Origin of the sequence: Virgibacillus oceani (genome assembly GCF_014638995.1) — a bacterium.
GTDB lineage: Bacteria > Bacillota > Bacilli > Bacillales > Amphibacillaceae > Virgibacillus_E > Virgibacillus_E oceani.
In genome coordinates, this window is sequence record NZ_BMFR01000008.1 from 19,595 (window position 1) to 41,017 (window position 21,423).

Genomic DNA, 21,423 nt, shown 5'->3' on the forward strand with positions numbered 1-21,423 from the left:
AAGACTTTTACCTTATTTCCTCATAAAAAAGGAGGGTTATCCATGGCAGCTCGTCGCGGACGTGCAAAGCGTCGTAAAGTGTGTTATTTCACAGCGAATGGAATTACACACATCGATTATAAAGATGTTGATTTACTAAGACGTTTCATTTCAGAACGCGGGAAAATTCTTCCTCGCCGTGTAACTGGAACTTCTGCTAAATATCAACGTAAACTTACAGTAGCAATAAAACGTGCTCGTACAATGGCTTTATTGCCATATGTATCTGAGTAATAAATTAACCTCTAATTTTAACGAAGAGATCCGTTCTTATGTTAAAATTAGAGGTTTTATAATGGCTGGAAAATGCTGCTAATGAGGTTGGCTACCTCAAGCTTAAGTGCTAGTGCTTGAGCTTTTGTTCTATTCAATTGGAAAATGCACGGTTTTGATATGTCTAAGGTTTAATATCTTGCTTTTATCACGTGCCGTAACCAACTCAATCATTTTATCTTCAATTTGTTCAAATTTACCAATCTTACTTGCGGATTCCCCTAAATCAAAGACAACTATTTTACCTACCCATTTCTTTAATTGTTCTTCGAAGCTGCGAGCTAGTGTAATTTGAGTAGGCTTTACCGGAAGCCTTTGTTCATTAAGTGCATAGGGTATTTGATTTGGATTGTAGGGAATTAGGGCTTTTAGGTGGTTTAACGAAATGAACATTGTTTTAAATACTGGGGAATAAAAAACAAAGTAATCATTTAGAATACTCGTAATATATCCATGAATTGCCCTGTTTTTTACAACATGTATCTCTACAAATGTACCTTTTGCACTGTTTAGTATTTTTCGAAGTGAAATCTCCTCTGAACCTTCAAATGGCGTGTTTTCCGGTTTTTCAATTTCTTCATCGGGATCTAGATTAAGTGAGATATTTTGTATATGCTGGAAGGGGATATATATATAATCCTCACCATTAAAAATAACTAACAATTCGGAACCTATATCAATTAGCATTCCATTATAAACGACTCCGCCCGATATCAAAATCGTGACATCATTTCCTAAGAATTGGTTTATCAATCGCATTTTCTATACATAACCTCCTTTTAAAAAAATAACCAATTTGTCCATAAATATAGGCTTAAAAGGCTGACAATTAACCCTATTGGAATAATCATAATTGTTACTTTAAAATATTGCCCCCATGTGATGGGGATTTTATTCTTTTTTAATATGAACATCCAAAGGAGGGTTGCTAAAGTACCTACAGGAGTTAACAAAGCTCCGATATCACTACCGATTACATTTGCAAGGTAAGCAACCTGCAATGTATCTATATCTAAATTCATTTCCGTAAGCGACAGTGTTCCGATCATAACTGCGGGAAGGTTATTGAATAAATTTGAAAGAATTGTTAACAGAGTCCCCATTACCGCAATTGCATTCAAATGATTACTCTCGACAAATCCGTGTAAATGTTCGAATAGTAAAGTGTTAAATCCGACATTTTTAAGTCCATATACGAGGACATACATGCTAAAGGCAAAAAGCAGGATATGCCAGGGTGTTTTCTTAACAATATCTCCCATCCCTTTTCGATAGCGAATCCATCTAATTCCGATTAATAAAGCTGCACCGGCTATCGCAATCCATTCAATCGGGACACCAAATGCTGATAAGGAGAATAATCCTATTCTGATGAGTACTACAATCGCTATGCATAGTTTAAACATGTACCAATCATATTCTTCGGTTTGTGTACTAGATTGAGAGAATGGGTGTTGGAATACAGGCTTTTCAGTCATGTCAAAAGGTATATTTTGATATTCAATCTTTTTTGGTATGTCTTGTTTGAAGTATAAGAATAGGAGAATTGCGATGGTTAAGATGCCTATCATTGAGGGAACAAACATCATTTCTACGTAACTATTCAAATCCAGCCCTACTATTTTTAATGCAATTAGGTTTGAAATATTACTAACGGCAATTGGAGCACTTGCTGCTGTGGCAATTAACGCTCCTGATAACAGATACGCAATTTTTTGGTGAGGTTTTAATTTAATCATGCTTAGGACTCGGATGATAATTGGTGTAGTAATTAAAATACTCCCATCATTATTGAAAAACAGTGTCATTAAAAAGCATATTACGATGATATATAGAAATAATAAACGGCCGGATCCTTTTGTCTTGTTAACTAAATTATGTGCAACCCATTTGAAAAAACCAATACTTTCTAAGACGATTGTCATGATAATGGTTGATATAATGGTTATGGAAGCGCCACTTATGATTTCCAGAATAGCAAGAATATCGCTATATGGAACAATTCCAATTGCTAATACTAAACACGCGCCAATTGTAGTGGGAATTGTTTCATTTAATCCTTTAGGTCTCCACAGCATAAGAAAGGTAAAAAAAAAGAAAATAATATACATTAGCAATGTTTTTTCAAGCATTTTGATTAACCTTTTTGACTATTTCCATAGATGCGATATCTCCATTAACCCCACTTTGAACAGGTGGCTGGATAAAGCGAAAGAGAAAATATCCACATATACAGAAAACGGAAATGGAAAATAGCATATAGTAGGACTCCTTTCATGATAAGACATTAAGTGGACACCAGCGGTTATAAATGAATTATCAGGTTTGATGTGATGTCCACAATTACCATCATTTTATTATCTTCGGCTATAGCCGTATTGTTTGAAGGGATTTGGTCCTTTATTTCTTCTGCCGCCTGTATAAGATGTGTTGCTGTTTTCATTTTTGTTTTCGTTTTCGTTATTCTCTTCAGATGAATCTTCGTTATTGGATGATTCTTCCTCTTCAGCTTCTTCAGTTGAAGCAACTTGAACCGTTTTGATATGGAAGGTTGCAATTTTAAATACATCTTTATTATGGACTAATGTTACATGGTCCTCTGAGCAATCTACAAGTACACCTTCCACCTTCTCTGGACCGCCGCTGTTAATCTCTACCCAGCGCTGGTTAAAACTGCGTAATAGTGCTTGGAAATCTTCTTCATCTGCACATGGCGGTATATTTTCCTCGATAACTACTTCTGTAAATTCAGCAGTTGCCTCCACTTCAGCACCAGCAGCACTGTTATTTGGACTGGATTTGCCAGATGACTCTTCCCTCTCAGATGATTCTTCTTTTTCTTCGTTTACTGCACTAATGCTTTTGATATGCTCCAGGTTATAGTAAACGACACCGTCTTTCTTGGTTGAAATTGCTAAATAGTCCGGCCTGACCAAAAGAAGCATTCCTGAACGGGATTCCGGACCACCCTGATTCACTTGAATATTCTGTAGTACAAAGCTGTTTAACAGCTCGATGAAGTCTCCATTGCTTTCTTCGGTTTCCTCAGTTTCTTCAGTTTCATCAGTTTCATCATTCTCTTCCCGCACGGTGTCTCCGATAAATAACGGGTTGCCTTTTGAATCCTCAATTACACTTTTCAAATGTGATAATTGATAATAGATCACATTACCATCTTTTGTTTCTAAGGCAAGATAGTCGTTTTTAACAAAAAGTAGTTTACCTACTTTTGATTCGGGTCCACCTTTAAAAACTTGAATGGTTTTATCCTTCATTGACATTAAAAAAGGAAAATTGCTTTCCATCATAGTTTAATACCCTCCTAGTTATTTGTACTCTTGAAGTATTTATACTGTATTTATATGAACCTAGGAATGTTTTGCTATAATACAACTACCTAATTTAACTAAAACAATGAGATTGCCTATCACTAGAATAGTAGGTTGATTTAACACATCATATGCCCCTTTTTGTTAAAGGACTGGGAACAAAAGCGCAAGCACCCGTTTAGCGATGTGTGGACTGCGCCCTGGGACTGCGCTTACTCGTCCCACCGAAAAGATTTGCCATGCAGGGTGGTTCGGTGTTGCCACGCAAAGCGGCGGTTTTAACCGAACAATCTACCGTAGGGGATAAAGGAAACTCGGGTGAGCGTAAGCGAATAGATGTTGACCTTATCGTACGGAGTTATCGGTCAGTCCATCACGGCTTTAGCGCAGGCTAGATTTGGCTTATCATGTCGTTAACTGCTGGGGAAAAAGCAATAATAAAAAGCCTTCGAAAGCTTGCGCTGATCAAAGACCTTTATACAAGATTGGTTTTCTATTTTTCTAATTTGCCTTGTCGTATAAGTAAAATACGATTCCCTAACATCTCTGCTTCTTTATAATCATGCGTTACCATGATGATCGGAATTTTCCAGATGGAGTGAAGGCGCAATAGCTCACGCTGGCATTCTTCACGTGTTTTATCATCCAACGATGAAAAAGGTTCGTCTAATAGTAATGCCTCTGGTTCTGTAGCCAATGCGCGGATTAGGGCGACGCGCTGTTTTTCCCCACCGGAAATCTGCTGGGGATAACGATCAAGTATATGCTCTATGCCAATTACAGAGATTAACTTATGTACTAAAGCTTTGTCCTTCATGCCATAATCAATATTCTTTTTGACTGTCATGTGTGGGAACAATGCATAATCCTGGAACAAATAGCCGATATTCCGCTTTTGAACAGGAATAGGTTTTTCCTTTGAGAGGTATAACCTTCTATTATTTAATGTGATCCTTCCTTCATCGGGATTAGTAAGTCCTGCAATACAATTAAGAATCGTTGTTTTTCCTGCCCCGGATGGTCCGAATAATACAACTATCTCTTCTGCAACATTAAATGCAGTATCGATTGAAAAGTTTTTCAGCTTCTTTGTTATGGCTAGTTCAAGCACGTTATATCCCGCCAATCATTTATCATTTGTGAACTTAAGAATATTGCGGCCGCTCCACCAGTTTAGCCAAAGGATTGCGCTAAAGCCAACTGCAATGATACTTAAAACCCAAAAGGTCGCAGCTTCTGAATTGCCAGTTTCAACAGCAAAATAGATGGCAAGCGGAATGGTTTCCGTTTTATTCGGTATATAGCCTGCGATCATAAGGGTTGCCCCGAATTCCCCTAATGCACGGGCAAAGGTTAACACTAAGCCTGCCAACAGTCCCGGCCATGCTAATGGAAATGAAATCGTCCAAAACACGCGAAATTTGGATGCCCCCATAGTTAAAGCAGCATTTTCGATATTCCGATCATAATTCTGAAATGCAGCAGATGCACTTTGGTACATGAGTGGAAATGCGACAACGGTTGCCGCAATAACAGCGCCAATCCATGTAAAAACAATTTGAAAATCAAAGGCTTGCATAAGGATACTGCCAATTGGCCCGTTGTTTCCAAATAAATATAATAGGCCAAATCCAACAACAGTAGGTGGCAGGACTAATGGGAGCATTAGGATTGATTCGATAATTCGTTTACCCGGAAATTGGTTTCGTGCTAGTAATCTTGCAAACAACGTACCGAATACAAGTACGATACAGGTGGCAATGCCCGCTATTTTTAATGATAAAAGTAATGGAGTATAATTCATGCAACATCCCACCCTACACTATTAAATACAAATTTTTCGCTCTTTGAAGGTACAATCTGCTTTGCTGCAAAAACATACGTAAGCTGTTCGAGAAATAGACATCAGGCGGGTGAAAAACACGTCTTTAAAGTCTATTGTGAACGCCAGGTGCATGCTTAACGCCTCTAATTTTATTATTGCGTGTTTTTCGTAAATCCATTTTCAGCTAAGATAGATTGTGCTTTATCACTTTGCAGAAATTTAACAAAGCTTGAGGCTTCCTTATTATGGTCACTTGATGAAGTTACAGCAGCAGGATAGACAATTGGGGAGTGCCAATTTTGATCTGCCTCATCTATTATCTCTACTTTGTCAGAACGTAAAACATCACTACTGTAAACAAATCCAATTTCCGTGTTTCCCGATTCTACATAAGCAAGGACCTGACTAACATCTTTTGCATAAACAAATTTATCCTTTAGCTCGTCCCACTTATTCAATGTTTCCAGTACTTCTTTTGCGTAATTTCCAGCGGGTACACTCTCCGGGTTTCCTATGGCAATTTGGTTTAGCGTATCATGATTCATATCCTTAAAGGAATCTAAATTTAACGTTGCATCTTTCTTGCCGATCATAACAAGTGAATTCTTGGTGAAGTTTGTTCGGGTATCCTCTAAAATCAGTTTCTCTCCTTCTAAAACATCCATCCAATTTTGATTGGCAGATAGAAATACATCAACAGGGGCCCCTTGCTGAATTTGCTGAGCAAGCTTACCAGATCCGCCGAAATTTAATGTTATCGTACTACCGGGATTTTCCGCTTCGTACACGTTTTTAATTTCAGTAATTGCATCGGATAAACTTGCGGCTGCAGACACGAAGATTTCCGCTGTTTCTTTTTCCTTGGTTGATGTATCGTTGTTTGTGCAACCAGCAAGTATCAATAGGCAGGTGAAAAAAAGCAGAATGTATCTCAATGATGATCGCCTCCTGTACGTTTTTTGCGTTTCGGGTAAATGGTGATAATTTTGATTAACAAAATAAACGTATATCCTAAAAATAACCACAGCCAATTGTCATCTATTGGCATGACAATGGCCCAAACCGTGTAAATGATAAAAGGGATCGTTGTTGTATAGGCACTCATTTTCCATAGAAGTGCAAATCGAACCTTTCGATGTAACAATTGGCTGATCCATGTACCGACATAGGCAACAGCAGAAAGCACCACAAATACAAAAATGGTTAAAGGCAGATAATAAAAAATAAAAAAGTATACAAGTAAGAAAAACAGGTTCATATCAGCCCCGGGACCATTTGAAGCAGCTGCCCGGTCAATTAAAGAAGGAATAGAGACAAGGAATAGCAGAATAAACATATAAACTACAGTACTGTCCATCCCAATTCTATTTAGTTTAAATACAGCCTGTTTACTTGGTAATTTAATACTCTCCGAAAATGCTTGCAGAAAAATCATATGTTTCATCCTTATAAATAAAATTAGCCTATCATCATTATAATAAAACTTGCCGCAAAATGCGTGAATTGTTGATGAAAAATCCATGACAATTTGGATCATAAGAACAAAAATCAACATTATTTGCCTTTTTAGTCACATTTATTGCCCAGGAAATAAAATGTTTCTACTAATTTCAACACCAAATTTCACGTAAAAAATGTTATCATATTATAATGAGATAAAATCAAATAAAGATTTTCCAGGATATAAACGGATGAGGTGCAATTTATGATTGGTTCAAAAAAGCTTACAGACGGGGCGCTATTAACTGCTATTTATATTGTCTTATTATTAGTAGCATTTTACATTCCGTTAATCGAGCTAATAGCTACATTTTTACTGCCAATACCATTTATCATTTTTGCTTCCCGCCATGATTGGAAGCCAGCTTTAGTAATGCTTTCGGTGTCTGCTGTATTATCAGGCTTATTTGCAACGGTATTGTCACTCCCGCTTACTATTCTAATGGGGATTGGAGGCATCATGATTGGGAGTGCTATTCATAAGGGATTATCTTCCTATGAAACATGGGCACGCGGTACGGTAGGATTTGTCATTGGCATAGTGTTTATTTTTTTAGTAACACAGCTTGTTTTTGATGTTAATATCGTGAATGAAATGGATTCGATGATTGATGAATCCATGCAAATAAGTCAGGACATTATGGAGCAATTTGGGTTGGCAGAGCAGGCGGAGGAACAAATGGAGCTGATTGATCAATCGGTTGCAATGCTAAAGAACCTTATACCAGTTGGGATTGCACTGATAGCTATTGTAATGGCATTTCTTAGCCAGTGGATTAGCTACAAAGTGATTAATAGGCTAGATAACAAGAAACTTCATTTTCCGCCATTTCGGGATTTAGTGTTTCCGACTGCATTGGTTTGGATTTACTTTTTTACTTTAATTGTTTCGTATTTTCAGCTTGACCGGAATGGGACGTTGTTTTTAGCAGTTAATAACATACTTGTTTTAACTGGGTTACTCATGACGATACAAGGTTTCTCGTTTATCTTCTATTTTGCACATCAGAAAAACAAGTCAAAAGCATTGCCGATTGGCAGTGTTATTTTGACATTACTTTTTCCATTTCTATTGCTGTATCTTGTACGAATCTTAGGTATAATTGATATAGGATTCAGATTGCGTGATCGTATTGTACAGGATAAAAAATAGGTGCGGAAATAGGTTGTAGGAGCTGAGTTCTATGCCAGATATACAAAAGAAGCCGACACTTGGCAGGCATTTGTGGATTATCTATCTGCTATCAATCATTTTGCTTGGTGTTATATGGTATTACCAATGGGTATTAGGACTGTTAATGACTCTATTTTTGGCAGCGTCCTTTTACTATAGTATAAAGAATGAAAAAACATTATTGAATGAGACAGAAGAATATATATCAACCCTCTCCTACCGTGTGAAAAAAGTCGGTGAAGAGGCGTTATTAGAAATGCCTATTGGAATTGTCTTGTTTAACGAGGATTATTTCATTGAATGGGCAAATCCGTATATGAATCAATTCACAGATGAGGATACATTAGTTGGAGACTCGCTTAATGTTCTGTCAGAAGACTTGATTCCGATGATTAAGGAAGGCAAGGATGAAGTTTGGTTTGAACTGGATGATTATGGATTTCAAACAACGATTAAAAAGGAAGAGCGTTTATTGTATCTGTTTGATCGGACAGCACAAAACCAAATTCAAACCCTTTACAGAAATGAACAGACAGTATTGGCGATTATTTTCTTAGACAATTATGAGGAAATTACGCAAAATATGGATGATACGTTAAAAAGTCAGCTGAATTCAAAGGTGACATCAGTCTTAAACAGCTGGTCGCAATCATATGGAATGTATTTAAAACGAACATCGCAGGAACGATTTTTAGCTGTTGGTACAAAAGAGATCCTGCAAAAGCTGGAAAAGTCCAAGTTTGATATTTTGGATGAGGTTCGTGAGCTGAATGCAGAGCAAAATCTGTCATTAACACTAAGTATGGGTATTGGCTATGGCACCATGGATTTACCGACACTTGGCGAGCTGGCACAATCGAGTCTTGACCTGGCACTCGGACGAGGCGGAGACCAGGTAGCATTGAAGGATGACGCCGGGAAGGTCCGGTTTTACGGCGGAAAAACAAATCCGATGGAGAAACGAACAAGGGTTAGGGCACGAGTTATCTCCCATGCATTAAAGGAACTGGTAAAAGAAAGTGACAATGTATTGATCATGGGGCATAAATCACCAGATATGGATTCACTTGGTGCCGCTATCGGTATTTTAAATATTGCTAAGGTGAACGATGTGGAAGGTTATATTGTATTTGACCGGGATGATGTTGATACAGGTGTCCATCGTCTTGTGGAAGCAATTAAATCCGAGGAAAGCATATGGCAGTATTTTATTGAGCCGGAAGAAGCGGAAGCAATTGTATCAAGCAGAAGTTTAGTCGTTGTAGTAGACACACACAAACCATCGATGGTAACAGATGAACGGTTATTAAATAAAACGGAGTATAAAGTGGTTATTGATCATCATCGCAGGGCTGAGGAATTTATTGAAAATCCAACGCTTGTTTACATGGAACCATACGCTTCATCGACCGCGGAATTAGTGACAGAGCTGCTGGAATATCAGCCGAAAACATTAAAGCTGAAAATGGTGGAGGCGACAGCACTGCTTGCGGGAATCATTGTCGATACGAAGAGCTTTACATTGCGTACAGGTTCACGAACGTTCGATGCCGCATCCTATTTGCGTTCAAAGGGTGCAGATACCGTACTTGTGCAGCAATTTATGAAAGAAGATCTAGATGTTTATATAAAACGGAGCAGATTGGTTGAAAGGGCCAAGGTTTATCGCCATTCCATTGCCATTTCAAAAGGAAAACCAGGTGAAGTTTATGGGTCTGTGCTGATTGCTCAAGCAGCAGATACGCTGTTAACAATGAGCGGAATCAACGCCTCATTCGTTATCTCCGAGCGGGAAGATGGCAGAATCGGAATTAGTGCAAGATCCTTGGGCGAAGTGAATGTCCAGGTCATTATGGAAAAAATGAATGGCGGCGGTCATTTAACAAATGCCGCCACGCAAATAGAAGATACAACAATTGATGATGCAGAAGCACTCTTAAAAGATATACTTGTAGAATATTTTGGAGGAGGAGACGAAGAATGAAAGTTATTTTCTTAAAAGACGTTAAAGGAAAAGGGAAAAAAGGCGAAGTGAAAAATGTTTCCGATGGGTATGCTCGTAACTATTTATTGAAAAATAACCTAGCGGAAGAAGCAACCTCAGGGAATATGAAAGCATTAAATGCGAAGAAAAAGAAAGAAGAAAAGTTAGAGCAGGCAGAAAAAGACGAAGCAATTAACCTGAAGGATGCTCTAGCGGACCTTACAGTTGAATTAAAAGCTAAATCCGGTGATGCAGGACGATTATTCGGCTCTATTACCAGCAAACAAATTGCCGAAGCATTGGAAAAAGCGCACGGATATAAAATTGATAAACGCAAAATAGAACTAGACCAGCCAATTCGTGCACTGGGCTATACAACAGTTCCAGTGAAGCTTCATCCGGAAGTATCCGGGTCCGTAAAAGTGCACGTTGCTGAGAAATAACGCTTTTGCGGCTGGATTTCGCTGGGAAGGCTGGGATATCGGCAGGAGAGCCGGAACATCGGCAGGAGAGTCGGAATATCAGCGGGAAAGCTGGACCATCGGCAGGAGAGTCGGAATATCGGCGGGAAAGCTGGACCATCGGCGGGAGAGCCGTAATATCAGCAGAAGAGTCGGAATATCGGCAGGAGGCCAGCAACATCGCCGCGCAGTAGCAGCAACCTTTGAACCGGTATATAAAAAACATCAGAGTGGAATTCAATAGAGTCGGCTAATTTGACAATTTCAACGATCTGACTTCCAACCTCTGACATCTAATGTACTATACCTCTACTAGAGGGGGGATATAATGAATGAAAATTGGAATAATGATCGGACACCACCACACAATATAGAAGCTGAACAGGCGGTAATTGGTGCAATATTTTTAGAGCCGGAAGCATTTTCTGCAGCATCTGAGCTATTGGTTCCGGAAGATTTTTATCGGGCAGGTCATCAGCGTATTTTTGAGACAATGATGAGGCTATCTGATAAAGGAGAACCAATTGACCTTGTAACAGTGACGACTTCATTGGCAAACGCAAAAACGCTGGATGAGGTCGGAGGGGTTTCTTATTTAACAGATGTTGCGGGAAGTGTTCCGACAGCAGCTAATATTGGTTACTATAGTAAAATTGTAGAAGAAAAATCGGTATTGCGCCGTTTAATTCGAACAGCAACAGACATTGTAACAACCAGTTTTACGCGTGAAGACGAGGTTGAAGATGTTCTAAACGAAGCTGAAAAGAGTATTTTAGAGGTATCCCATCGTCAAAATTCTGGTGCCTTTAAATCTATTAAAGATGTATTAATAGACGTTTATGATAATATTGAAAGCTTGCACCACCAAAGCGCAGATGTTACAGGAGTTCCAACAGGATTCCATGATCTTGATCGAATTACTTCCGGATTCCAGCGCAATGATTTAATTATTATCGCTGCCCGGCCATCTGTTGGTAAAACCGCATTTGCGTTAAATGTTGCACAAAACGTTGCAATCAAAACAGATGAGAATGTAGCGATTTTTAGTCTGGAAATGGGTGCGGATCAACTTGTATCCAGGATGCTTTGTGCGGAAGGCAATATTGATGCGCAGCGCTTGCGGACAGGCAGTCTTGAAGCGGATGACTGGGGCAAGCTTACAATGGCAATGGGAAGTCTATCAAATGCAGGGATATATATCGATGATTCACCGGGGATTCGCGTCAGTGAAATTCGTTCGAAATGCCGTCGTCTGAAACAAGAGCATGGACTTGGCATGATTTTAATAGATTACCTGCAGCTTATTCAAGGAAGTGCAAATTCAAAGGAGAACAGACAACAAGAGGTTTCAGAGATTTCCCGTTCATTAAAAGGACTTGCACGTGAATTAAATGTTCCGTTAATTGCACTGTCACAGCTATCCCGTGGTGTTGAATCACGTCAGGATAAGCGCCCGATGATGTCCGATTTACGTGAATCAGGAAGTATTGAGCAGGATGCCGATATTGTTGGATTCTTATATCGTGATGATTACTATGACCAAGAGTCGGAGAAACAGAACATTATTGAAATTATCATATCCAAACAGCGTAACGGCCCAGTTGGAACAGTCGAACTCGCATTTGTAAAAGAATATAATAAATTCGTCGATCTGGATCACCGGTATCAGGAAAGTGATATCCCGCCTGTTCCAGTGTAAAATTTGGAAAACAGTCCTATTTGGGGCTGTTTTTTTGCCTGAGTTAATTGGTTACGATATAGATATGGCGGTAGATAAATTGTACCTGGTTGATAGAAGCGCAATCAGGTTATATACATACCTCCCCTCAACTTTCAACATTACCGAACATTTATGTTTAATGTATTACCAATGTTCGTATTTACGTTGACTTCAACAAATATTATTGATAAAATTACTCTGTTACTTATTAAATATACAAATGATAATTCATATGGAGGTGCACTATGTCCTCAGTAGTTGTAGTTGGAACACAATGGGGAGATGAAGGGAAAGGTAAAATTACTGACTTTTTATCTCAAAATGCAGAAGTTGTTGCTCGTTATCAAGGCGGCAATAATGCTGGACATACAATCAAGTTTGATGGGGTTACGTATAAATTGCATTTGATTCCATCCGGTATTTTCTTTTCAGAGAAAACATGTGTATTGGGCAATGGTATGGTTATTGACCCAAAAGCATTTGTTGAAGAGCTATCCTATTTGCACGAACGAAATATTTCAACGGATAATCTGCGCATCAGCAATAGAGCACATGTAATTTTGCCATATCATTTACAGCTTGATGTTCTTCAAGAGGAAGAAAAAGGCGCTAATAAAATTGGGACTACGAAAAAAGGAATCGGGCCCGCATATATGGATAAAGCAGCACGCAGCGGTATACGTATTGCCGACCTGTTAGATAAAGAAACATTCCGTACAAAACTTGAACAAAACCTTAAAGAGAAAAATCGTTTGTTTGAAAAAGTATATGAAGTCGATCCAATAAAAGCTGAAGATATTTTAGATGAATACTACGAATATGGGCAACAGCTGGCGAAGTACGTTTGCGATACATCTGTTGTACTTAATGATGCACTTGATTCCGGCCGCCGTGTTTTATTTGAAGGTGCACAGGGTGTTATGCTCGACATTGACCAAGGGACATACCCGTTTGTTACATCTTCAAACCCAATTGCAGGTGGTGTAACAATAGGTTCTGGTGTCGGTCCAACGAAAATCAATCATGTTGTTGGTGTATCCAAAGCATATACAACACGTGTTGGTGATGGTCCTTTCCCAACTGAACTGCACGATGAAACGGGCAATCAAATTCGCGAGGTTGGCCGTGAATATGGGACTACCACAGGACGGCCGCGCCGTGTTGGCTGGTTTGACAGTGTTGTTGTCAGACATGCTCGTCGTGTAAGTGGCATTACAGATCTATCACTAAATTCGCTAGACGTATTAACAGGTATCGAAACGTTGAAAATTTGCGTTGCATACCGTTACAAAGGCGAAGTTATGAATGAATTTCCTGCAAGCTTAAAAGTATTGGCAGAATGTGAGCCGGTTTATGAGGAAATGCCTGGATGGACGGCAGATATAACAAATGTCAAAAGTCTCCATGAATTACCGGAAAACGCACGGCATTATTTAGAACGAATCTCACAGCTAACTGAAATACCACTCTCCGTCTTTTCAGTTGGACCAGATCGTTCACAGACAAACGTTGTAAGAAGTGTTTATAGCTAAAGTTAATAAAAACTCTACTGATGAAACAGGTCAGTAGAGTTTTTTTAAAGTAAAGAAAGAAATTTGGCACTACTTAGCTAGCGACATGGTAAGCCACGTTCAGCTTCAGCGCCCAGCAGTGAGAGCCAGAACATTAACCCGAGAGCTGGAACATTAACCCGAGAGCCGGAGCATCAACCCGAGAGCCGGAGCATCAACCCGGGAGCCAGAGTATCAACCCGAGAGCCAGAACATCAACCCGAGAGCCGAAGCATCAACCCGAGAGCCAGAACATCAACCCGAGAGCCGAAGCATCAACCCGGGAGCCGGAGCATCAACCCGAGAGCCGGAACATCAACCCGAGAGCCGGAGCATCAACCCCAGTGCCGGAACATCAACCCGAGAGCCGGAGCATCAACCCCAGAGCCGGAGCATCAACCCGGGAGCTGGAACATCAACCCCAAAGCCAGAACATCAACCCGAGAGCCGGAGTATCAACCCGAGAGCCGAAGCATCAACCCGAGAGCTGGAACATCAACCCCAGTGCCGGAACATCAACCCGAGAGCCGGAGCATCAACCCGAGAGCTGGAACATCAACCCCAGAGCCGAAGCATCAACCCGAGAGCTGGAACATCAACCCGGGAGCCGGAGCATCAACCCGAGAGCCGAAGCATCAACCCCAAAGCCAGAACATCAACCCGAGAGCCGGAGCATCAACCCCAGAGCCGGAGCATCAACCTCAAATCCAGAACATCAACCCGGGAGCCGGAGTATCAACCCCAGAGCCGAAGCATCAACCCGAAAGCCAGAACATCAACCCCAAAGCCAGAACATCAACCCCAAAGCCAGAACATCAACCCCAGAGCCGGAGCATCAACCCCAAAGCCGGAACATCAACCCGAGAGCCGGAGCATCAACCCCAAAGCCGAAGCATCAACCCCAAAGCCGAAACATCAACCCCAAAGCCAGCAACATCAACCCCAAAGCCAGAGCATCAACCCCAAAGCCAGCAACATCAACCCCAGACCAGCACATAATAGGATATTTCCATATGGTTATACTACAGGTTAAATCATTACGAATTGGGGGAAAACGAAATGTCGAATTTTTGTCCTGTTCAGTGGCCTGAAGAGGCAACGCCTAATGAGTGGAAAGCCTGCAAAGAATGTGGTTTATATAAGCATGGATCGCGGATGATTTGGGGTGAAGGAAATCCCGATGCACCTATCATGATTATTCTTGATAATCCCGGTGCACGTGAGGACCGCGAAGGAAATCCTTTTGTGTGCGGGACTAGACAGACATTACAGAAGGCTGCTCATCATGTTGGGTTAACTAGTCAAGATATATATGTGACATATATCTTAAAAAGAAAGCCTGCACGTGCCTACGAAAAGGAACAGACTCGAAAGACATGTATGATTCATCTTAAGGAACAGCTTCAGGTTAAAAATCCTGCCCTGATTTTTTGTATGGGCAATGTTTCTGTTCAATCTTTTTTTCATAATGCGGAAGTTGATGTCAAATCACTGCGCGGGAAATTACATAATGTACAAGGATATCAAACAGCAGTTGCCTATCACCCATTAGCCGTTCGCCGCCGACCTAATTTATGGACATTGTTTGTGAAGGATTGGCAATATGTCGCTGACCACTATGAAAAAATTAGAAAAGGCTAAAAGAGAGACATTTGTTCCAATTAAAGTATATTTATAACATATTTTTCCATTAAAATAGACAATTGGTCATAAATAGATTGTAGAATTTTGTAATACAATTGTAAAAATACAATCAAAATAACCATTATAAAGGTAACAAAAAGTAACATTATACACAATAAGGGTATAATGTTCTTTGATGTATAGTAAAAAATTGGAAAATATTATACATTTTGTTTACATTATGTCGTTTTCAGTTTTTTCTTAATTAAACATATGATAGATTAGGAGAGGATGTTGAAAAGCTAATAAAACTGTACAACAGAGAGATAAATGTACAACACGTTTGCAAGGGGGATATGATTGTCGTGATAGAAGGTAATCAGACAGGTAAGCGTAAGTCGTTTAGCTTACTGAAAAAAACAGCAATTACTACTTGCTTAGGCTTAAGTCTTACATTTACGACAGTGTTCGCGGATGAAACGGCAGAACTTGAAACCGTTTATCATGTATACGTTGATGGTGAGCACATCGGTAAAATAGACGATAAAGCTGTAGCAGAAAGTGTCATGAATGAAAAAGTTACTGCTGGTCAGGAAAAATTCGACAAATTCGATATGACCATTGGTGAAAACGTTTCGTTCGTTCCTGAAAAAGTATTTAACCCTACATATAACAATAGTAAGGTTACCGATATATTGAAAACAGAACTTTCCGTAAAGGCAGAAGCAGTTGAATTAAAAATAGCAGATAAAACAGTTGGCTATTTTAAAGATCAAGAAACTGCCGATGCAGCTTTAAAAGCATATAAAGCAAAATACGTTGATGAGAAAAAGCTCGAAAAATTAGAAGCTGAAAAAGCTGAACAACAAACACAGGACAATCCGAAGAAAACGGAAGCAAGCCAAGAATTGTCTGTAGGTGATTCTATTCTATTAGACGTAACACTATCAGAAAAAGTTTCATTTTCTGAACAAAAAGTTTTGCCGAAAGATATTCTTACGGTAAAAGAAGGTGTGAAGCTTTTGGAAAAAGGCACCTTAAAGGGAAAGGTGCACAAGGTTGAAGATGGGGATGTACTTGGCGGGATCGCCAGCAGCTATGATTTATCGTTGGAAAAATTACTAGAATTAAACCCATCACTTAAAGAAGATTCACTTCTGCATCTTGATCAGGAAATTAATGTTATGGAATATAAACCAATTGTTGATGTGATTGTTAAACAAGAGAAAATGGCAGAAGAAACGATAGAGCATGAAACAGAGGTTGTCGAGTCAGATGAGCTTTACAAAGGTGAAACAAATGTAAAGCAGGAAGGCAAAGATGGCAAACAAATTGTGCACTATGCTATTCAAAAGAAAAACGGCAAGGTTACATCTAAAGAAGCTATCGATAAAAAAGTGACCATTGAACCGGTAAAGAAGATTATCGTTAAAGGTACTAAAGTAATTGCGTCTCGTGGATCCGGAAACTTGCATTGGCCGACAATTGGCGGCTATGTCTCCAGTAATGTTGGACAGCGCTGGGGCCGTATGCATAAGGGAATGGATATTGCACGTCCAAGCAATCGAGCGATCCTTGCAGCGGACAATGGCGTTGTTGTTGAGGCAGGAAGAGACGGCAGCTTTGGCAATAAAATTGTAATCAACCATAACAATGGCATGAAAACCATTTACGCTCATCTATCCTCCATAGGTGTACAGGTTGGGCAAACCGTTGAACGCGGAAGTCAAATCGGTGTAATGGGGGCAACTGGTAATTCAACTGGTGTTCATTTACATTTTGAGGTCCATGTGAATGGTTCATTACAAAACCCTCAGAAATATTTCTAAAATCCAAAACCAATAAAAACTGACTCAGGTTTCCAAACGGGTCAGTTTTTTTGTAGCATAATACACGGATTAGCTATATATAAAGACATTTCCTGCAAAGTACGATAAAATAGATTAAAGTATGCGATACTATAAATACTTGATTGCTTTATATAGAAATTGGGGGCAAGGTTTCCGGTTGATAATAGCTTACAATCGAATACCCTCCAATTATACATTGTTATTTTTAAAAAGGATGTGACTGTAATGAGTCAGAAGATTTTAGTGGTAGATGACGAACAGCCAATTGCAGATATATTGAAATTCAACTTAGAAAAAGAAGGATATCAAGTGGTTTGTGCTTACGACGGAGACGAGGCAATTGAACTTGCGGAAGCAGAAAAACCGGATCTCGTATTATTGGATATCATGCTTCCGAATAAAGATGGAAATGAAGTGTGCCGTGAAATTCGCAAAACACAAACAATGCCAATTATTATGCTGACAGCAAAAGATTCGGAAATAGACAAGGTGCTTGGACTTGAGCTTGGTGCAGATGATTACGTTACAAAGCCGTTCAGTAACCGTGAGCTTATCGCCCGAGTAAAGGCGAACCTCAGAAGACAGCAGCAGGTTCCTGATGATACAGTGAAGGCTACGAAGGATATTGTTATCGGCAGCCTTGTAATTCATCCGGATGCATATGCGGTGACTCGTGACGGAGAACAAGTCGAGCTGACACACCGCGAGTTTGAGCTGCTGCATTATTTAGCACGCCATATTGGCCAGGTTATGACGCGAGAACATTTACTGGAAACAGTATGGGGCTATGATTATTTTGGCGATGTCCGGACTGTTGACGTAACGGTAAGAAGACTTCGTGAGAAAATTGAGGAGAATCCAAGCAACCCAATGTGGATCGTTACCCGCCGCGGTGTTGGTTATTATTTACGCAATCCTGATCAGGAGTAGGTTTTTATGAAAAAAGTGGGCTTCTTTCGCTCCATTCAACTAAAATTTATCATCATTTATATATTGCTGCTGCTTGTAGCGGTACAGGTGATTGGTTCTTATTTTGCTCAGAAGCTTGAGGAAACGCTGCGGACGAACTTTGAAGAATCGGTTGACAACAATGTAAAGCTAACGAGTACCTATTTGGAACAGGCATTTACGAAAGAACGAAGCGAGGATGCCGATGAGCCAAATTTACAACAGGACGTACAGGAAATTGTAAGTGAAGTAGATAAAGAGAAAATGAGCATGCAGGTAGTCAACAATCTTGGCCGTGTTCTGGCTACCAATGATTATTCAAACATGAGCAATATTAATAAAAAGACAACTAAATCTATTATTCAATTTGCGCTTAATCATGGTGAACCAAGAACAAAAAGACTTTGGGATGACCGAAATAAAGTACGCCTGCTTGTGAAAGCAGTTCCTATTTATAATGAAAAGGAAATTGTCGAGGGCGCGATTTATATCGAAACGTCAATTGAAGGAGTATACAGCCAAGTAGAAACGATTAACCAAATATTTTTAAAGGGGTCGATTTTAGCTATTACAGTATCGGCCTTTTTGGGTATTCTGGTTGCCCGAACGATAACCAAGCCAATTTTGGAGATGCGGAACCAGGCACAAACAATGGCGAAGGGTGATTTTACACAAAAGGTAAATGTATATGGTGCTGATGAAATTGGCAATCTGGCAGAAACATTTAATGATCTGAACGAACGACTGAAGCATTCCTATGCAACCATTGAGGAAGAACGGCGAAAATTAAGCTCCGTTCTGTCCAATATGTCCGATGGTGTCATCGCAACTGACCGGACGGGTGCCATTACGTTAATGAATGAAGCTGCGGGAAAACTTATTGGAAAGAGTCCAGAGGATATACAAGGCGAATTTCTGCCGGAAGTACTGCAATTAGGTGAAAAAGATGTAGACATTACAGAATTGCATGACAGCGGTTCGATGATTATCGATTTAAGTGAAGACGACGATACTTTCTTAATCCGTGCCAATTTCTCCACGATTTCCGATGATGAAGATGATGTTACAGGCTTCATCACAGTAATAAGTGATGTAACGGAACAGGAAAAGGTTGAACAGGAGCGCCGTGAATTCGTATCCAATGTCTCCCATGAACTAAGGACACCATTAACAACGATGCGCAGCTATATAGAGGCATTAACAGACGGGGCATGGCAAGACAAAAACATTGCACCGAAATTTCTCAGTGTTACACAGAATGAAACAGAACGCATGATTCGCATGGTAAACGATTTGCTGCAGCTGTCAAAAATGGACAACAAGGATTATGGATTACATATGGAAAAAACGGATTTCATCGCGTATTTAAACCATATAATTGACCGTTTTGCCATGAATGAACACGAAGGAATAAAACTAAAACGGGAGCTGCCTAAAGGACAATTTTATGTTTGGATGGACAAGGACAAAATGACACAGGTTCTGGATAATGTTATCTCAAATGCGATTAAATACTCTCCAGAGGGTGGGGCCATCCGATTTAAAATTGAAAAACAGAAGCACCAGCTGCTGGTTAGCATAGCAGATGAGGGCATAGGCATTACCTATGAAAAAGTTGACAAGATCTTTGAGCGTTTTTACCGGGCTGATAAAGCAAGGACAAGAAAGCTTGGCGGAACAGGCTTGGGGCTTGCCATCGCAAGAGAATTAGTCGAAGCACACCATGGAAAAATCTGGGCCAAAAGTAAAGTAGGAAAAGGAACAACGATTTTCTTTACACTTCCGTTAATGAACCAGAAGCGGAGGGTTGACCAATGAATCTGGAAACAGCAAAATCCTTTATTTTAACGGTGCTAGTTGGAATCAGTTTACTGCTAACGCTGGGCTTATGGAATTATCAGCCTAATGATACATTGTTAAACGATCAGGAAGAAGTGGATATGGATATTGGCGGATCTGAAGTAACGCAACAAGAAATTGTTGAACCGGAATCAATTATTTTTCATCAATTCAACAAACATTATGGTTTTACAGATCCAAGCAAACGACAGAGTTTATATCAGGATATGCAAAAATGGGTACTATACAACATGGAAATAATGAATGCCAATGGTGCACCGGCAAATGACTACCAGGTTGAAGTAACTTTTCCGGATGCATTGCCAATGGGCATCATTACAAAAATTTTTAAATTAAATGATGATAATACGTATTTGCCTGATTGGTCATTCAATCGTATGTTTATTACATTTATTCCAGATTCCAAAGCATTAAGGCTGCAATTTTTATCGGAAAATGGACAAAAGAAAGCAGTTGCCAATGTCAATGATTCCAAAAAATATAATTTATTATGGAGTTACCTAACAGAGCATGAAGATTTAGAGGAGTATATTGCATGGGATGAATCGGAAACACCGATATACATCCCAAGCGGCTCTAGGGAATTGACCCAACGATCGTTTACAGTTTCAACGATTAATATAGATAAACTGGTGAACGCATTATTTAATAAACCTTCTATCGTAAGCCGCGCGAACAAAGGGGAGCCATATTTTTCAGATTCCCAGAGTGGTATGCGGCTTCTGCAGGATGGGAAATTAATGAAATTCGACAGTCCGATCTCTTCTAATTATGAGCGGATGAATCAGCTTGATGTTCTAAATTATAGCATTAAAAATATTAACGAACATAAAGGCTGGACAGGCATTTCTAACGTTCAGGAGGGCTGGAGAAGCGAGTATAATCTTGAAAAACTTGATCTTGCCTCAAATCGGCTTTTGTATCGCATGTTCTACAATGGGTATGCAGTCTACAATGGCAGTGCACTATCAACGATTGAACAGGAATGGCATAACTTAAGTCTTTCCCAGTATCAGCGGCCAATGTTCAGTCTGAATAGCACACTAGGCGGGGAAACATTGGAATTACAGTCAGGTCAGAGTGTTATAGCCTTTTTGCAAAACAATCCTAAGTACAATCTGGATCAAATTAGTGATATTAAAATTGGCTATGACTTAACGGTTCAGGAAAGCACGAGTATCAAATATTATGTAAGGCTTGAGCCTGCTTGGTTTGTCAACGAAAGTGGTTCATGGAAAGAACTTGATTTTGGCGATGAAATTCCGCTTAATAAAGGGGGGAGCTGAG

20 protein-coding genes are annotated in these 21,423 nt (G+C 39.7%); 13 read left to right on the top strand and 7 right to left on the bottom strand.

Going from position 1 to position 21,423, the window contains the following annotated elements; translation table 11 throughout:
* Positions 1–42 precede the first annotated feature (42 nt).
* The gene (gene rpsR / locus IEV74_RS10870; RefSeq protein WP_099158988.1) at positions 43–273 is read left to right on the top strand and encodes a 30S ribosomal protein S18; all 231 of its coding nucleotides are present in this window, start codon (positions 43–45) and stop codon (positions 271–273) included.
* A 129-nt stretch (positions 274–402) separates the two neighbouring features.
* Here the strand turns inward: rpsR and IEV74_RS10875 are convergent, their stop codons facing one another.
* From IEV74_RS10875 to IEV74_RS10885, 3 genes are all read right to left on the bottom strand, one after another.
* On the bottom strand, positions 403–1,071 hold the full coding sequence (locus IEV74_RS10875) for a YwrJ family protein (RefSeq protein WP_188455416.1): 669 nt from the start codon (positions 1,069–1,071) through the stop codon (positions 403–405).
* A gap of 20 nt (positions 1,072–1,091) precedes the next feature.
* Complete coding sequence (locus tag IEV74_RS10880; RefSeq protein ID WP_188455417.1) at positions 1,092–2,444, bottom strand: arsenic transporter; 1,353 nt, start codon at positions 2,442–2,444, stop codon at positions 1,092–1,094.
* Between the two features lie 225 nt (positions 2,445–2,669).
* Entirely contained in the window at positions 2,670–3,620 is a 951-nt protein-coding gene (locus IEV74_RS10885) for a hypothetical protein (protein WP_188455418.1), read from the bottom strand.
* A gap of 278 nt (positions 3,621–3,898) precedes the next feature.
* On the opposite strand from IEV74_RS10885, the gene IEV74_RS10890 reads away from it, so the two are divergent.
* A complete protein-coding gene (locus tag IEV74_RS10890; protein ID WP_188455419.1) occupies positions 3,899–4,036 on the top strand; it encodes a hypothetical protein in 138 nt (45 codons plus the stop codon).
* 98 nt (positions 4,037–4,134) lie between these two features.
* On the opposite strand, the gene IEV74_RS10895 is transcribed toward IEV74_RS10890, so the two are convergent.
* From IEV74_RS10895 to IEV74_RS10910, 4 genes are all read right to left on the bottom strand, one after another.
* Positions 4,135–4,752, bottom strand: coding sequence for an ATP-binding cassette domain-containing protein (locus IEV74_RS10895; protein ID WP_188455420.1), 618 nt, complete (start codon positions 4,750–4,752; stop codon positions 4,135–4,137).
* 15 nt (positions 4,753–4,767) lie between these two features.
* On the bottom strand, positions 4,768–5,445 hold the full coding sequence (gene modB, locus IEV74_RS10900; RefSeq protein ID WP_188455421.1) for a molybdate ABC transporter permease subunit: 678 nt from the start codon (positions 5,443–5,445) through the stop codon (positions 4,768–4,770).
* A 173-nt stretch (positions 5,446–5,618) separates the two neighbouring features.
* Complete coding sequence (modA, locus tag IEV74_RS10905) at positions 5,619–6,401, bottom strand: molybdate ABC transporter substrate-binding protein (protein WP_188455422.1); 783 nt, start codon at positions 6,399–6,401, stop codon at positions 5,619–5,621.
* On the bottom strand, positions 6,398–6,901 hold the full coding sequence (locus tag IEV74_RS10910) for a DUF1189 family protein (RefSeq protein ID WP_188455423.1): 504 nt from the start codon (positions 6,899–6,901) through the stop codon (positions 6,398–6,400). Before IEV74_RS10910 ends, modA begins: the two co-directional genes overlap by 4 nt.
* A gap of 270 nt (positions 6,902–7,171) precedes the next feature.
* Between IEV74_RS10910 and IEV74_RS10915 the strand changes: the two genes are divergently transcribed.
* The 11 genes from IEV74_RS10915 (at position 7,172) to IEV74_RS10965 (ending at position 21,422) form a co-directional block, all read left to right on the top strand.
* Positions 7,172–8,119 carry a YybS family protein gene (locus tag IEV74_RS10915; RefSeq protein WP_188455424.1) on the top strand — a complete coding sequence of 316 codons (948 nt, stop codon included), beginning with the start codon at positions 7,172–7,174 and terminating at the stop codon, positions 8,117–8,119.
* Between the two features lie 31 nt (positions 8,120–8,150).
* Positions 8,151–10,124, top strand: a complete 1,974-nt coding sequence (locus tag IEV74_RS10920; protein WP_188455425.1) for a DHH family phosphoesterase — start codon at positions 8,151–8,153, stop codon at positions 10,122–10,124.
* Positions 10,121–10,567 carry a 50S ribosomal protein L9 gene (gene rplI, locus IEV74_RS10925; RefSeq protein WP_188455426.1) on the top strand — a complete coding sequence of 149 codons (447 nt, stop codon included), beginning with the start codon at positions 10,121–10,123 and terminating at the stop codon, positions 10,565–10,567. Before IEV74_RS10920 ends, rplI begins: the two co-directional genes overlap by 4 nt.
* On the top strand, positions 10,554–10,829 hold the full coding sequence (locus tag IEV74_RS10930; protein ID WP_188455427.1) for a hypothetical protein: 276 nt from the start codon (positions 10,554–10,556) through the stop codon (positions 10,827–10,829). Before rplI ends, IEV74_RS10930 begins: the two co-directional genes overlap by 14 nt.
* Before the next feature lie 84 nt (positions 10,830–10,913).
* Positions 10,914–12,284: a replicative DNA helicase gene (dnaB, locus tag IEV74_RS10935; RefSeq protein WP_188455428.1), complete on the top strand. Its 1,371-nt coding sequence runs from the start codon at positions 10,914–10,916 to the stop codon at positions 12,282–12,284.
* A gap of 266 nt (positions 12,285–12,550) precedes the next feature.
* Positions 12,551–13,837 (top strand): adenylosuccinate synthase, encoded by a 1,287-nt coding sequence (locus IEV74_RS10940; protein ID WP_188455429.1) that lies wholly within the window; start codon positions 12,551–12,553, stop codon positions 13,835–13,837.
* Positions 13,838–14,914: 1,077 nt separating this feature from the next.
* Positions 14,915–15,496, top strand: a complete 582-nt coding sequence (locus IEV74_RS10945; RefSeq protein ID WP_188455430.1) for a uracil-DNA glycosylase — start codon at positions 14,915–14,917, stop codon at positions 15,494–15,496.
* Positions 15,497–15,843: 347 nt separating this feature from the next.
* A complete protein-coding gene (locus tag IEV74_RS10950) occupies positions 15,844–17,307 on the top strand; it encodes a M23 family metallopeptidase (RefSeq protein WP_229683136.1) in 1,464 nt (487 codons plus the stop codon).
* Positions 17,308–17,553: 246 nt separating this feature from the next.
* The gene (yycF, locus tag IEV74_RS10955; protein ID WP_188455432.1) at positions 17,554–18,258 is read left to right on the top strand and encodes a response regulator YycF; all 705 of its coding nucleotides are present in this window, start codon (positions 17,554–17,556) and stop codon (positions 18,256–18,258) included.
* 6 nt (positions 18,259–18,264) lie between these two features.
* Entirely contained in the window at positions 18,265–20,094 is a 1,830-nt protein-coding gene (gene walK, locus IEV74_RS10960; RefSeq protein WP_188455433.1) for a cell wall metabolism sensor histidine kinase WalK, read from the top strand.
* Complete coding sequence (locus IEV74_RS10965; RefSeq protein WP_188455434.1) at positions 20,091–21,422, top strand: YycH family regulatory protein; 1,332 nt, start codon at positions 20,091–20,093, stop codon at positions 21,420–21,422. Before walK ends, IEV74_RS10965 begins: the two co-directional genes overlap by 4 nt.
* Position 21,423: the final 1 nt, after the last annotated feature.

Bases quoted from the DNA above. Each gene is read 5' to 3' on its own strand.
- rpsR (WP_099158988.1), top strand. From the start codon at position 43: ATGGCAGCTCGTCGCGGACGTGCAAAGCGTCGTAAAGTGTGTTATTTC.
- IEV74_RS10875 (WP_188455416.1), bottom strand. From the start codon at position 1,071: ATGCGATTGATAAACCAATTCTTAGGAAATGATGTCACGATTTTGATA.
- IEV74_RS10880 (WP_188455417.1), bottom strand. From the start codon at position 2,444: ATGCTTGAAAAAACATTGCTAATGTATATTATTTTCTTTTTTTTTACC.
- IEV74_RS10885 (WP_188455418.1), bottom strand. From the start codon at position 3,620: ATGATGGAAAGCAATTTTCCTTTTTTAATGTCAATGAAGGATAAAACC.
- modB (WP_188455421.1), bottom strand. From the start codon at position 5,445: ATGAATTATACTCCATTACTTTTATCATTAAAAATAGCGGGCATTGCC.
- IEV74_RS10910 (WP_188455423.1), bottom strand. From the start codon at position 6,901: ATGATTTTTCTGCAAGCATTTTCGGAGAGTATTAAATTACCAAGTAAA.
- IEV74_RS10915 (WP_188455424.1), top strand. From the start codon at position 7,172: ATGATTGGTTCAAAAAAGCTTACAGACGGGGCGCTATTAACTGCTATT.
- IEV74_RS10920 (WP_188455425.1), top strand. From the start codon at position 8,151: ATGCCAGATATACAAAAGAAGCCGACACTTGGCAGGCATTTGTGGATT.
- rplI (WP_188455426.1), top strand. From the start codon at position 10,121: ATGAAAGTTATTTTCTTAAAAGACGTTAAAGGAAAAGGGAAAAAAGGC.
- dnaB (WP_188455428.1), top strand. From the start codon at position 10,914: ATGAATGAAAATTGGAATAATGATCGGACACCACCACACAATATAGAA.
- IEV74_RS10940 (WP_188455429.1), top strand. From the start codon at position 12,551: ATGTCCTCAGTAGTTGTAGTTGGAACACAATGGGGAGATGAAGGGAAA.
- IEV74_RS10945 (WP_188455430.1), top strand. From the start codon at position 14,915: ATGTCGAATTTTTGTCCTGTTCAGTGGCCTGAAGAGGCAACGCCTAAT.
- yycF (WP_188455432.1), top strand. From the start codon at position 17,554: ATGAGTCAGAAGATTTTAGTGGTAGATGACGAACAGCCAATTGCAGAT.
- walK (WP_188455433.1), top strand. From the start codon at position 18,265: ATGAAAAAAGTGGGCTTCTTTCGCTCCATTCAACTAAAATTTATCATC.
- IEV74_RS10965 (WP_188455434.1), top strand. From the start codon at position 20,091: ATGAATCTGGAAACAGCAAAATCCTTTATTTTAACGGTGCTAGTTGGA.